Source organism: Streptomyces sp. NPDC001219 (genome assembly GCF_053597915.1).
On the sequence record NZ_JBSFJF010000025.1, the window covers coordinates 30,605 to 43,601 of the forward strand.

Below are 12,997 nucleotides of genomic sequence, written 5' to 3' on the forward strand. Positions count from 1 at the left end.
CACGGTGGGGCGGAAGCCGTCGTTCCGGCGGCGCCGCACGTCCCGTCTTGGAGGAGCCGCGCCCGATGAACAAACCCCTGCGACGGGCCGCGGTCTTCTGTCTGGCCCTGATCGTCGCGCTGATGGGCTGGGCGACCTGGCTCCAGGGCGCCAAGGCGAGCGACTACAAGGACGACCCGCACAATCCGCGGGTCGCCATCGGCAAGTACTCCGCGCCCCTGGGCAACATCCTCGTCGACGGGGAGCCGGTCACCGGCTCCGCCGCCACCTCCGACACCCTGAAGTACAAGCGGACCTCCAAGGACGGCCCGCTGTACGCGCCGGTCACCGGCTTCAGCTCGCAGATCTTCGGCAGCAACCAGCTGGAGAACCTGTACGGCGATGTGCTGGACGGCTCCGACAGCCGGCTGCAGAGCCCCGCCGACGCCCTCTCCCGCAGCCGGCCCAAGGCCGGCGACGTGGCCACCACCATCGACGCCCGGGTGCAGAAGGCGGGCTACCGGGCGCTGGGCGGCAAGAAGGGCGCCGCCGTCGCCATGGACCCGGACACCGGGCGGATTCTGGGCATGGTCAGCACCCCGTCGTACGACCCGGGGGCGTTCGCCGGGTCCGGTTCCGGCGACCAGAAGGCGTGGCGGAAGATGTCCGGCGACGCCGACCACCCCGAGGTCAACCGGGCGCTGCGGCAGCCCCTGCCGCCCGGCTCCACCTTCAAGCTGGTGGTCGCCGCGGCCGCGCTGGAGGACGGGCTGTACTCCTCGGTGGACGAGCCCACCAAGAGCCCCGACCCGTACACCCTCCCGCACACCCGTACCGAGCTCACCAACGAGAACAAGGCCGCACCCTGCAAGAACGCGGACATCCGCACCGCGCTCCAGTACTCCTGCAACACCGTCTTCGCGAAGATGGCCGTCGACCTGGGCAAGGACAAGGTGAAGGCGCAGGCCGAGAAGTTCGGCTTCAACGACGGCGAGGTGGACACCCCGGTGCGGGCCGGCAAGAGCGTCTACCCCAAGGACATGGACCAGGCGCAGACCGCGCTGTCCGGAATCGGGCAGTTCGACGACCAGGCGACCCCGCTGCAGATGGCGATGGTCACCTCGGCCATCGCGAACGGCGGCGAGCTGAGGACCCCGCAGCTGGTCGACAAGCTGACCGACGGCGGCGGCAACACCGTCCAGGACTTCGGCCCGAAGAGCTACCGCGACGGCCGGACCATGTCGGGGCGCACGGCCGGGCAGCTGCGGTCGGCGATGCAGACGGTGGTGGACAAGGGCACCGGTTCCGCCGCGAAGATCGGCGGACTGACCGTCGGCGGCAAGACCGGCACCGCCCAGCACGGCGTCGACAACAGCGGTACGCCCTACGCCTGGTTCGTCTCGTACGCCGAGGACGGCAAGGGGCACCGGGTGGCGGTGGCCGTGATGGTCGAGGACGGGCACGCCGCCCGCAACGAGGTCTCCGGCAACGGGCTGGCGGCCCCGACCGCGCGGGCGATGATGAGGGCGGCCCTGCCGTAGGCGCCGGCCGGGCCCCGGCGCGGGGGCGCACGCCGGGGCGCGGGCCCGGCGTGCCGCCGCCCGGCCACGGCTCCGGACCGGCAGGGGGCAACGCAGCGCACCGCTGTCACAGGTGCCTCGTAGACTGGTCGGCGTGAGCGAGCGCCCCCAGAACGACGACCCCGACCCGAACGACGCCTTCGACGACATGGTCGAGGCCGAGACCGACCGTGACCCCGATCTGGCGGTGATCGAGGCCGGCAGCCGGACCCTGCGCGCCCAGGCCGGGCCGCCGCAGGGCGACGGGATTCCCACCCGGCCGGCCGACCCCGAGGTCGACCGCGCGCTGCGCGCCGTCGAGGAGGAGCTGGCGGGCCGCTGGGGTGAGACCAAGCTCGACCCGTCGGTGCAGCGCATCGCGGCGCTGCTGGACATCCTCGGCTCGCCGCAGCGTGCCTACCCGTCCATCCACATCACCGGCACCAACGGCAAGACCAGCACCGCCCGCATGATCGAGGCCCTGCTGACCGCCTTCGACCTGCGCACCGGCCGCTACACCAGCCCGCACGTCCAGTCCATCACCGAGCGGATCAGCCTGGACGGCGGCCCGATCTCCGCCGAGCGCTTCATCGAGACGTACCGGGACATCGCCCCGTACGTGGAGATGGTCGACAGCCGGGAGGAGTTCCGCCTGTCGTTCTTCGAGGTGCTGACGGCGATGGCGTACGCCGCCTTCGCGGACAGCCCCGTGGACGTCGCGGTCGTCGAGGTCGGCATGGGCGGGACCTGGGACGCGACGAACGTCATCGACGGCGATGTCGCCGTGGTCACCCCGATCTCGCTGGACCACACCGACCGGCTGGGGGAGACGCCCGAGCAGATCGCCGGGGAGAAGTCCGGGATCATCAAGAAGGACGCCACGGTCGTGCTGGCCCAGCAGCCGGTGGACGCGGCGTCGGTGATGCTCAAGCGCGCGGTCGAGGTGGATGCCACGGTCGCCCGTGAGGGCATGGAGTTCGGGGTGCTCTCCCGTGAGGTCGCGGTCGGCGGGCAGATGCTGACGCTGCGCGGGCTGGGCGGCGAGTACCCCGAGATCTTCCTCCCGCTGTACGGCGCCCACCAGGCGCACAACGCCGCGGTGGCGCTCGCCGCGGTGGAGGCGTTCTTCGGCGTCGGCTCGGAGCACGCCCGCACGCTCGACATCGACACCCTCCGCTCCGCGTTCGCCGCCGTCAGCTCGCCCGGCCGGATGGAGGTCGTGCGCCGCAGCCCGACGGTCGTGCTGGACGCGGCGCACAACCCCGCGGGGGCGCGGGCCGCGGCCGAGGCGGTCACCGAGGCATTCGGGTTCAGCCGGCTGGTCGGCGTGGTCGGCGCCAGCGGCGACAAGGACGTACGGGGCCTCCTGGAGGCCTTCGAGCCGGTCTTCGCCGAGGTCGTGGTGACGCGCAATTCCAGCCATCGTGCGATGGACCCGGACGAGCTGGCGGCCGTCGCCGTCGAGGTCTTCGGCGCCGACCGGGTGCAGGTGGAGCCGCGGCTCGACGACGCCCTGGAGGCGGCGATCACCCTCGCCGAGGAGGAGGGCGAGTACTCCGGCGCCGGTGTGCTGGTGACCGGCTCGGTGATCACCGTCGGCGAGGCCCGACTGCTGATGGGAAGGGGCTGACCGTGCGCACGCTGTGTGCCAGCACTCTGATAGGCGAATTCTTCGTGATCGGCTTCGCCGGTCTGGTCGCGATGCAGATGACCGATCTGCCGGCGGTCACGGTCTGGACGGTCAGCGGGATCGCGATGCTGCTGAGCCTGCTGCTGTGCGGGATGCTGGCCCGTCCGGGTGGCGTCGCGATGGGCTGGGCGCTGCAGGCCGCCCTGATCGCGAGCGGCTTCGTGGTGCCGACGATGTTCTTCCTGGGTGCGGTCTTCGCCGCCCTGTGGTGGGCGTCGGTCCACTTCGGCCGCAAGATCGATGAGGCGAAGGCCCGTTGGGCGGCGCAGTCCGAGGCGTCCGGCGAGCCCGCCGGCGAGCCGGCCTGACACCCGGTCCACGGGGCGTTCCGCGGGCCGGGGGCTGCGCCGTACGGTGCGGTGTCCCCCATGTAGCCTCAGTGCACCCGCTGACCATTGTTCATATTCAGGGAGTCCCTTCGTGAGCCAGCGCACCCTCGTCCTCCTCAAGCCCGACGCCGTCAAGCGGGGTCTGATCGGCGAGATCATCGGCCGTATCGAGAAGAAGGCCGGCTGGACGATCAGCGCGCTGGAACTGCGCGGCCTGGACCGCGAGCTCCTGGAGCAGCACTACGGGGAGCACGTCGGCAAGCCGTTCTACGAGCCGCTGGTCCAGTTCATGTCCTCCGGTCCGGTCGTCTCGATGGTCGTCGAGGGCGAGCGGGTGATCGAGGGCGTCCGGACGCTGGCCGGTCCGACTGACCCGATTGCCGCGCCGAGTGGGTCCATTCGTGGGGACTTCGGAACGATCACCCGGGAGAATCTGATCCATGCATCGGATTCCGAAGAGTCCGCAGAGCGCGAGATCAAGATTTTCTTCCCGGGCATTTCCTGACACATCATCAGCTGCACACCCCCCGTGACCTGGGGCGACCGAAGAAATCATCGGTCGCCCTTTGGTGTATACGACACGATCGGGGGAACGCATCACCGCGACACGACGTCACCATTGAGGGGGGCGGGTGCGTGTACGGCTGACAATGGCGGAACAGCCTCCCGACGTGTTCGAGTGGGCCTACTACGAACTACGATGGAGGCTTCCGCGCCTCACAGCGCATCACCTCCTGCCGACCTCCAGTAAGCATTCGCTCCAGTTGGGAAGGCCAGACGTATCCTCATGGGGAACAACATGTCGTTCATCGGCCGTGACATGGCTGTCGACCTCGGGACCGCCAACACGCTGGTGTACGTCAGGGGCCGCGGAATCGTCCTCAACGAGCCGTCGGTCGTGGCCATCAACACCAACACCGGCGGGATTCTCGCGGTGGGTGCTGAGGCGAAGAAGATGATCGGGCGCACGCCCGGCAACATCGTCGCCGTACGGCCCCTGAAAGACGGCGTGATCGCCGATTTCGAGATCACCGAGCGGATGCTCCGCTACTTCATCCTCAAGATCCACAAGCGGCGCTACCTGGCCCGTCCGCGGGTCGTCGTGTGCGTCCCCTCCGGTATCACCGGAGTTGAGCGCCGCGCGGTGATCGAGGCCTCGACCCAGGCCGGCGCGCGCCAGGTCCACATCATCGAGGAGCCGATGGCCGCGGCGATCGGCTCCGGTCTGCCGGTCCACGAGGCCACCGGCAACATGGTCGTGGACATCGGCGGCGGCACCACCGAGGTCGCGGTCATCTCGCTCGGCGGCATCGTCACCGCGCAGTCCATCCGGGTGGCCGGCGACGAGCTGGACAACGCGATCATCCAGCACATCAAGAAGGAGTACAGCCTTCTGCTGGGCGAGCGCACCGCCGAGAGCATCAAGATCACCATCGGCTCGGCGTACGACCTCGAACAGGACGAGCACACCGAGATCCGCGGCCGCGACCTGGTCTCCGGCCTCCCGAAGACCGTGGTCATCTCGGCCGCCGAGGTGCGCAAGGCCATCGAGGAGCCGGTCAACTCCATCGTCGACGCGGTCAAGACGACCCTCGACAAGTGCCCGCCGGAGCTGTCCGGTGACGTCATGGACCGCGGCATCGTGCTCACCGGTGGCGGCGCCCTGCTGCGCGGCCTCGACGAGCGGCTGCGCCGCGAGACCGGTATGCCCATCCACATCGCCGAGGACCCGCTCGACTCCGTCGCGCTCGGTTCCGGCAAGTGCGTCGAGGAGTTCGAGGCGCTCCAGCAGGTCCTCGACTCCCAGCCGCGCAGGTAGCACGGCCGGGGGAACCGGCCCGTACCGCCGCCGCCAGGCGGTGGACGGGACAGCCGGCGACCCCGGCGGCAGCGGCCGGTCCGTCCGCCGGACCGGCCGAGGGACAGCAGAAGGTCCCGACAGACACGGTGACTGACGCTCCACCGCCCGGCACCGTCACATCAGGCACAACGCTCAACTCCCGAACGAGACCGGCGGGGCCCGCAGCCGGCCGGTCCTACGAGGAAGGACACGGCCGCCGCACGTGAGGGACACACGAGAGAGCCGGCTGCTGCTGGTGCTGCTGGTCGCGATCGCGTTCGCGCTGATCACGGTCGATATCCGCGGCGGCGAACAGTCCCCGCTCGATGGTGCCCGGCAAGCCGCCGCCTCCGCCTTCGGCCCGGTCGAGAGCGGCGTCGCCCGCGTCGTCGACCCGGTCGGCCACGCGGTCGGTGCCGTACGGGACTCCGGCCGCCGGCACAACCGGATCAGCAAGCTGGAGCACGAGAACGAGGCGCTGAAGGCCAAGCTCGGCTCCTCCGACCGGAACCGCAGCCGCGCCGCCGAGCTCGACAAGATCCTCAAGACCGCGGGCACCGGCCAGTACGCCATCAAGGGCGCCCAGGTCATCGCCATCGGCTCGGCCCAGGGCTTCTCCTGGACCGTCACCATCGACGCCGGCAGCCGTGACGGCATCCGCCGTGACATGACCGTGCTCAACGGCGACGGTCTGGTCGGCCGGATCACCACCGTCGGCGCCGACACCTCCACCGTCCTGCTGGCCGCCGACCCGGACTTCACCGTCGGCACCCGCATGGAGAAGACCAACGAGATCGGCTTCGCCAACGGGCAGGGCGTCCGCTCGATGCGGGTGCAGCTCCTCAACGGCCGGGCCAACATCAAGAAGGGCGACCGCCTGGTCACCTTCGGCTCCAGCAGGGACAAGCCGTTCGTGCCCGGCGTGCCCGTCGGCCGGGTCGTCCGGGTCGAGCCGTTCAACGGCGATCTGACCCGCACCCTCCAGGTCCGGCCGTTCGTCGGCTTCTCCCAGCTCGACATCGTCGGCGTCGTCGTCCAGCCGCCCCGGGAGGACCCGCGCGACACGGTGCTGCCGCCCCAGCCGGCCAAGCCCAAGCCGACGCCGACGGTCACCGTCACGGCCACCCCCTCCGCGAGCGCCTCCCCCAGGAGCTGACCGATGCGCATCAACCGGATTCTGCTCTCCGCCCCGCTGGTGGTCGTCGCCCTCGTCATCCAGGTCACCATCCTCGCCAGACTCCAACTGCCCGGCGCCGTACCCGATCTGCTGCTGCTCGTGGTGGTCGGCCTGGCGCTGGTCTACGGCCATGTCGGCGGCGCGCTCATCGGCTTCTTCGCCGGGCTGCTGGCCGACCTCGCCCCGCCGTCCGACCACGCCGTCGGCCGCTATGCGCTGGTGCTCTGCGTCATCGGCTACGCGGCGGGCCTGACCAGGCCGGAGTCCGGGCGGCACCGCTCGGCGACGCTGCCGCTGATCGTCGTCATCGGCGCCGCGATCGGCTCGACGCTGATGTACGCGGGCGTCGGCGCGCTGGTCGGCGACACCGCCGCCCGGCACGTCGGCATCGTCGGACTGCTGCTCAGCGCCACCCTCTACGACCTGCTGCTGGCCCCGTTCGTGGTCCCGCTGGTGATGGCCGCGGCGCGCAGAACCGAGGGCGATCCGCTGACCGGCGACGGCACCAGCGGCGCCGGCGGTTCCGGCGGCGGCTCCGGCTACGGCTGGCTCACCACCGGCACCGGCCTCAAGGCCAGCCGCGGCGCCATGAAGTCCGTCCGCTCGGGGGCCCGCATCGGCAGCCAGCGCGGCGGTCTGCTCGGCAAGTCGGCCCGCGACAAGGTGGGCCGTATCAAGGGGGTCAAGCGGCTGTGACGCTCTCCCGCCCCTCGACCACGACCCCTCATGGAGGCGCGGCGCGCCATGAGTAATCTCCCGGAATCCCGGACCTCCCGGGTCAGCGTCCGGCTCATCGCGATCCAGATCCTGGTCTTCTCGCTGCTGCTCACCCTCGGCGGCCGGCTCTGGTACCTCCAGATCCGCAACGGCCAGGAGTACGCGACCGAGGCGAGGAACAACCACGTCCAGCAGGTCATCGAGCCCGCCACCCGCGGCTCGATCCTCGACGCGCGCGGCGTGCCGCTGGCCGACAACCAGACCCGTCTGGTGGTGTCGGCCAGCCGTACCGAGCTGCTGAAGATGAAGGACGACGGCAAGGCCGTGCTCGGCCGGCTGGCCAAGGTGCTCGGCCTGTCCGGGAAGGAGATCCGCAACAAGGTCCGGCTCTGCGACGCCAAGACGCCGCAGCCCTGCTGGAACGGCTCGCCCTACCAGCCGATCCCGATCACCGACGAGGCCACCACCCAGCAGGCCCTCCAGATCCGCGAGCGCTCCGAGGACTTCCCCGGCATCAGCGCCGAGCCCACCGCCGTGCGCCGCTACGCCGCCCCGGGCAAGGCCAACACCGCCCAGGTCCTCGGCTACCTCTCACCGGTCACCGACGCGGAGATCAAGAAGGCCGAGCACAGCCGTTCACCGCTGCTGCGCTCCGACCAGATCGGCCGGTCCGGTCTGGAGCGGACGTACGACGACGCGCTGCGCGGCAAGGCCGCCGTCACCCGCTACGAGGTCGACAACCTCGGCCGGGTCATCGGCCAGGCGAAGAGCGAGAAGGGCCGGGCCGGCGCCAGCGTCGTCACCAGCATCGACGCCCGGGTGCAGGCCCTGGCGGAGAAGCAGCTGGACCAGGCCATGAAGGACGCCCGCAAGGAGCACGACAAGAACACCGGCACCAACTACAAGGCCGACTCCGGTGCCGTCGTCGTCATGGAGGCGAAGACCGGCCGGGTGGTGGCGATGGCCTCCAACCCCTCCTACGACCCCAACGCCTGGGTCGGCGGGATCTCCGGCAAGGACTACGGCCGCCTCACCGGCAAGGACTCCAACTACCCGCTGCTGAACCGCGCCATCCAGGGCCAGGCGGCCCCCGGCTCGATCTTCAAGGTCATCTCGACCGCGGCCGCGGTCAACGCGGGCTACGACTTCAACGGCCACTACCCCTGCACCAGCTCGTACAGCATCGGTGGCCAGACCTTCAAGAACTTCGAGTCGCAGAGCCACGGCGCGATCAGCCTCGGCCGCGCGCTGGAGGTCTCCTGCGACACCGTCTTCTACCGGCTCTCGCACGACGAGTGGAGGAAGGACGGCGGGGACAAGCCGAAGAAGGACGCCAAGAACTGGTTCTACAAGACGGCCCACCAGTTCGGCCTCGGCAAGGAGACCGGCATCGACCTCCCGAACGAGGTCACCGGCCGGGTCCCCGACCGCAAGTGGAAGAACGACTTCTGGAAGGCCAACAAGGCCGGCTGGTGCGAACAGGCCAAGGCCTGGCCGAAGAAGAAGGACTTCGGCACCAAGCTCGCCCGGGAGGGCTGCCTGGAGGGCATGAAGCTGCACGCCTACGACTCGATCAACTACGCCATCGGCCAGGGTGACACCCTCGTCACCCCGATCCAGATGGCGGCCATCTACGGCGCGATCAGCAACGGCGGCACGCTCTACGACCCCACCGTCGGCAAGGCCGTCGTCAGCCCCGACGGCAAGCACATCCAGCGGATCAGGCCCCAGTCGCACGGCCGGCTGCCGGTGACGCAGAAGACCCTCGGGCAGATGGACGGCGCCCTCGCCGGTGTCGCCACCCGCGGTACCGCCGCCTGGCGGTTCGGCGGCTGGCCGCAGGACAAGATCCCGATGCACGCCAAGACCGGTACGGCCGAGGTCTACGGCAAGCAGACGACCTCGTGGTTCGCGACGTACACCAAGGACTACACGATCGTCATGACCATCGCCCAGGGTGGTACCGGCTCCGGCGCCTCCGGGCCCGCCGTGCGCAACATCTACAACGCCCTGTACGGAGTCGACGAAAAGGGCGGCATCGACCCCAAGGCCGCGCTGCTCCCCAAGCCGGAGGCCAAGCTGCCCAAGATCGAAAGTGATGGCGCCATCCAGTCCCAGCCCATCAAGCCCTATGTCCCGCCGTCGCCGTCGCCGTCCGCATCGGAGAGCCCACGATGACGACCAGCCACACCTCCCGGGCGTTCTCGATCCGGCGCTACACCCCCGAGCTCGGCACCTGGGGCAAGCTGACGGCGCGTGACTCGGTGCTGCGCAAGCTGGACTGGATACTGCTGCTGTCCTGCCTCATGCTGTCGCTGATCGGCTCGCTGCTGGTGTTCTCCGCCACCCGCAACCGCACCGAACTCAACAAGGGCGACGAGTACTACTTCTTCCTGCACCATCTGCTCAACCTCGGCATCGGCCTCGCGCTGGCCGGCGGCACCATCTGGCTCGGTCACCGGACGCTGCGTGGCGCCGTCCCCGTGATGTACGCCCTCTCAGTCGTGCTGGCGCTGCTGGTGCTGACCCCGCTGGGCGCCACCATCAACGGCTCCCGCTCCTGGCTGGCGATCCCCGGCGGCTTCTCCCTCCAGCCCGCCGAGTTCGCCAAGATCACCATCACGCTGGGCATGGCGATGCTGCTGGCGTCCCGGGTCGACGCGGGGGACCGCCCGCACCCCGACCACCGCACCGTCGTCCAGGCCCTCGGGCTCGCCGCCGTCCCCGTGGCCGTCATCATGCTGATGCCCGACCTGGGCTCGGTGATGGTGCTCGGCGCCGTCATCCTCGGTGTGCTGCTCGCCTCCGGTTCCTCCAACCGCTGGATTCTCGGCCTGGTCGGCACTGGAGTCGTCGGCTGTGTCGCGGTCTGGCAGCTCGGACTGCTCGACGACTACCAGATCGCCCGCTTCGCCGCCTTCGCCAACCCGAGCCTCGACCCGGCCGGCGTCGGCTACAACACCAACCAGGCCCGGATCGCGATCGGCGGCGGCGGACTGACCGGCTCGGGCCTCTTCCACGGCAGCCAGACCACCGGCCAGTTCGTCCCCGAACAGCAGACGGACTTCATCTTCACCGTCGCCGGTGAGGAACTCGGCTTCCTGGGCGCGGGCCTGATCATCGTGCTGCTCGGCATCGTGCTGTGGCGCGCCTGCCGGATCGCCCGCGAGTCCACCGAGCTGTACGGCACGGTCGTGGCCGCCGGCATCATCGCGTGGTTCGCCTTCCAGGCCTTCGAGAACATCGGCATGACCCTCGGGATCATGCCCGTCACCGGCCTCCCGCTGCCGTTCGTCTCCTACGGCGGCACGTCCATGTTCGCGGTCTGGATCGCGATCGGGCTGCTCCAGTCGATCCGGGTGCAGCGCCCGCTGTCCGCCTCCCGCTGACGCCGTCTCATCCTCCCAGGCGCAGCTCGAACCAGAGGGAGGCGGACCGCGGCACGCCGCCGAACGGCGTCGTGCCCCAGTCGTCGGCGAGCCGCCCGGTCAGCAGCAGCCCGTGATCGTCCTCCGGCTCCCCGGGCGCCGCGGCCGGCCGGGGAATCCGCACCGGCGCCTCGTCGTGCACGCTGATCCGCAGCCCGTGCCCGGTGGTCAGCATCCGCAGCAGGATGTCGGCGGACCGCGGCGTCCGCAGATGGGAGCTGGTCACCGCCTCCGAGGTGAGCAGCACCGCGGTGTCGAGAAGCGGGGCGAGGGGGGTGCGGCGCAGCACCGCGCGGACGAAGTCGCGGGCCGCCTTCGGGGCGGTGGGGCTGCTCGGTGTGGTCAGCAGATGCGAACGGGCGCCTGCCGGGACGCGGATGGGTGTCCGGGTGACGGGTGCGGTCTGGGGGTGCACGGATGTCTCCCTCCCCGAAGGGGTCGAGTACGCCCGATACCACTCAGCGTGGCGGGCTCATCACGCACCGTAAGTCACGCCGTACGGCGCGTGCCACCCGCTCCGGCGGATTCCGGCCCCGTGACAGCTGCCCGCTCCGGGCGGGTGGTGGCGGCCGGGAGACGTGACTAGATTCGATGCATGGCGGACACCGTGCGGGAGATCGAGCGGAAGTACGAGGCCGACGACGGCACCCGGCTGCCCGACCTGACCGGCGTCGACCGGGTCGCCGCCGTGGAGGAGGCGGGCACCGAGGAACTCGACGCCGTCTACTACGACACCGCCGGCCGGCACCTCGCCGCCGACGGCCTCACCCTCCGCAGGCGCACCGGCGGCAAGGACGCCGGCTGGCACCTGAAACTGCCGGTCGCCCCGGGGGTGCGCGACGAACTGCGGGCACCGCTCTCCGAGATGCCCCCCGCCGAACTCACCGCCCTCGTCCGCTCCCGCACGCTGGACCGGGAACTGCTCCCACTCGTACGGCTGCGCACCCGGCGCACGGTCCGGGTGCTGCGGGACGCCGCGGGCGCACCGCTCGCGGAGGTGGCCGAGGACGTGGTGCGCGCGTGGCGGCTCGACGGCGCGGCGGGGAAGACCGGCCCGGGGCCCGCCAAGGCCCGCTGGCGCGAGATCGAGGTGGAGCTGCTCGGGCAGGGCGACACCGGGCTGCTGGACGAGATCGGCCGGGCCCTGGCCGCTGCGGGGGTGCGCCCCGCCTCCGCGGCGTCGAAGCTGGCCCGCGCCCTGGCCGAGACGGGGCAGGGCGCGGGCAAGGCCAAAGCCAAGGGCAAGGGCGCGGGCGGGAAGGGCCGGAAGAAGGCGAAGGAGCCGGAGAAGCCGAAGAAGGCGGAGGAGCCGCAGAAGGGCCGGACCGCCGGGGACGTCGTTCTGCGCTACGCCCGTGACCAGATCCGGGCGATCATCGAGCTGGACCCCGCGGTGCGGCGCGATCTGCCCGACGCGGTGCACAAGATGCGGGTCGCCACCCGCCGTCTGCGCAGCGCCTTCCGCTCGTACGCCAAGGTCCTCGACCGCGCCGCCACCCGCCCCCTCGGCGTCGAACTCAAGTGGCTGGCCGCGGAGTTGGGGGTGGAGCGGGACCGCGAGGTGCTGACCGGACGGCTCCGGGCGGCGCTGGACGAGACGCCCGCCACGCTCCGGCTCGGCCCGGTGGACGCCCGGCTGCGCATCTGGTCCGAACGGCGCCGGGCCGGTGCGCGGGACGGCCTGCTCGCCGCCCTGGACGGACCGCGCTATCTGTCCCTGCTGGCGGCTCTGCACGCCTTCCTGGCGGACCCGCCGCTGCGCGGGGCCGCCGGCCGTCCGGCGCCCGAGGCGGTGGCCGCCGCCGTGCTCAAGGACCACCGGCGGCTGGCCCGCCGGATGGAGACCGCGCTGACCGCACCGGCAGGGCGGGAACGGGACGAGGCGCTGCACGGCGCCCGCAAGGCGGCCAAGCGCACCCGCTACGCCGCGGAGGCGGCCCGTCCGGCACTCGGCGGCCCGGCGAAGAAGTTCGCCAGGCGGACCAAGCGGGTGCAGCAGCTGCTCGGCGACCACCAGGACAGCGTGGTGGCGCGCGGCGCCCTGCGCGAGTTGGCGACCCAGGCGCAGCAGGCCGGAGAGGGCGGCTTCACCTTCGGCCTGCTGTACGGGCGCGAGGAGGCGCTGGCGGCGGACCGGGAGCGGGCGCTGCCGGACGTGTGGCGGAAGGCCTCGCGCCGCAGGCACCGGGCCGCGCTCCGGCCGTGACCTGCCGGGGGCCGGTCGCCTGACCGGTGCACGGCAGCGCGCCGCCGGCGCCGGGGTGCTTCCCGCGGCCGC

At 71.3% G+C, this 12,997-nt stretch carries 11 protein-coding genes; 10 read left to right on the plus strand and 1 reads right to left on the minus strand.

Annotated elements, in window-relative coordinates; all coding sequences use genetic code 11:
- Positions 1 to 65: 65 nt before the first annotated feature.
- The 9 genes from ACWC9R_RS18370 to rodA all read left to right on the plus strand — a co-directional run bounded on the left by ACWC9R_RS18370 (position 66) and on the right by rodA (position 10,680).
- Positions 66 to 1,520 (plus strand): peptidoglycan D,D-transpeptidase FtsI family protein, encoded by a 1,455-nt coding sequence (locus tag ACWC9R_RS18370; protein WP_450732719.1) that lies wholly within the window; start codon positions 66 to 68, stop codon positions 1,518 to 1,520.
- A gap of 133 nt (positions 1,521 to 1,653) precedes the next feature.
- Positions 1,654 to 3,168: a bifunctional tetrahydrofolate synthase/dihydrofolate synthase gene (gene folC / locus ACWC9R_RS18375; RefSeq protein ID WP_450732721.1), complete on the plus strand. Its 1,515-nt coding sequence runs from the start codon at positions 1,654 to 1,656 to the stop codon at positions 3,166 to 3,168.
- A 2-nt stretch (positions 3,169 to 3,170) separates the two neighbouring features.
- Positions 3,171 to 3,536 (plus strand): DUF4233 domain-containing protein, encoded by a 366-nt coding sequence (locus ACWC9R_RS18380; RefSeq protein ID WP_450732723.1) that lies wholly within the window; start codon positions 3,171 to 3,173, stop codon positions 3,534 to 3,536.
- 112 nt (positions 3,537 to 3,648) lie between these two features.
- Complete coding sequence (gene ndk / locus ACWC9R_RS18385) at positions 3,649 to 4,062, plus strand: nucleoside-diphosphate kinase (protein ID WP_450732724.1); 414 nt, start codon at positions 3,649 to 3,651, stop codon at positions 4,060 to 4,062.
- A 294-nt stretch (positions 4,063 to 4,356) separates the two neighbouring features.
- Positions 4,357 to 5,376: a rod shape-determining protein gene (locus tag ACWC9R_RS18390; protein WP_003985182.1), complete on the plus strand. Its 1,020-nt coding sequence runs from the start codon at positions 4,357 to 4,359 to the stop codon at positions 5,374 to 5,376.
- Between the two features lie 244 nt (positions 5,377 to 5,620).
- Positions 5,621 to 6,553, plus strand: coding sequence for a rod shape-determining protein MreC (gene mreC, locus ACWC9R_RS18395; RefSeq protein ID WP_450732726.1), 933 nt, complete (start codon positions 5,621 to 5,623; stop codon positions 6,551 to 6,553).
- A gap of 3 nt (positions 6,554 to 6,556) precedes the next feature.
- A complete protein-coding gene (gene mreD, locus ACWC9R_RS18400; protein ID WP_450732728.1) occupies positions 6,557 to 7,270 on the plus strand; it encodes a rod shape-determining protein MreD in 714 nt (237 codons plus the stop codon).
- A gap of 48 nt (positions 7,271 to 7,318) precedes the next feature.
- Positions 7,319 to 9,469: a penicillin-binding protein 2 gene (gene mrdA, locus ACWC9R_RS18405; RefSeq protein WP_450732730.1), complete on the plus strand. Its 2,151-nt coding sequence runs from the start codon at positions 7,319 to 7,321 to the stop codon at positions 9,467 to 9,469.
- Positions 9,466 to 10,680, plus strand: a complete 1,215-nt coding sequence (rodA, locus tag ACWC9R_RS18410; RefSeq protein WP_450732732.1) for a rod shape-determining protein RodA — start codon at positions 9,466 to 9,468, stop codon at positions 10,678 to 10,680. The genes mrdA and rodA overlap by 4 nt, the downstream gene beginning before the upstream one ends.
- A gap of 7 nt (positions 10,681 to 10,687) precedes the next feature.
- On the opposite strand, the gene ACWC9R_RS18415 is transcribed toward rodA, so the two are convergent.
- The gene (locus tag ACWC9R_RS18415) at positions 10,688 to 11,134 is read right to left on the minus strand and encodes an ATP-binding protein (RefSeq protein ID WP_450732734.1); all 447 of its coding nucleotides are present in this window, start codon (positions 11,132 to 11,134) and stop codon (positions 10,688 to 10,690) included.
- A gap of 180 nt (positions 11,135 to 11,314) precedes the next feature.
- Between ACWC9R_RS18415 and ACWC9R_RS18420 the strand changes: the two genes are divergently transcribed.
- A complete protein-coding gene (locus ACWC9R_RS18420) occupies positions 11,315 to 12,925 on the plus strand; it encodes a CYTH and CHAD domain-containing protein (RefSeq protein ID WP_450732736.1) in 1,611 nt (536 codons plus the stop codon).
- Positions 12,926 to 12,997 lie beyond the last annotated feature (72 nt).

What these genes read in the sequence shown, in the direction of transcription:
- ACWC9R_RS18370 (WP_450732719.1), top strand. Translation starts at nt 66, where the DNA reads ATGAACAAACCCCTGCGACGGGCCGCGGTCTTCTGTCTGGCCCTGATC.
- ACWC9R_RS18390 (WP_003985182.1), top strand. Translation starts at nt 4,357, where the DNA reads ATGTCGTTCATCGGCCGTGACATGGCTGTCGACCTCGGGACCGCCAAC.
- mreD (WP_450732728.1), top strand. Translation starts at nt 6,557, where the DNA reads ATGCGCATCAACCGGATTCTGCTCTCCGCCCCGCTGGTGGTCGTCGCC.
- mrdA (WP_450732730.1), top strand. Translation starts at nt 7,319, where the DNA reads ATGAGTAATCTCCCGGAATCCCGGACCTCCCGGGTCAGCGTCCGGCTC.
- rodA (WP_450732732.1), top strand. Translation starts at nt 9,466, where the DNA reads ATGACGACCAGCCACACCTCCCGGGCGTTCTCGATCCGGCGCTACACC.
- ACWC9R_RS18420 (WP_450732736.1), top strand. Translation starts at nt 11,315, where the DNA reads ATGGCGGACACCGTGCGGGAGATCGAGCGGAAGTACGAGGCCGACGAC.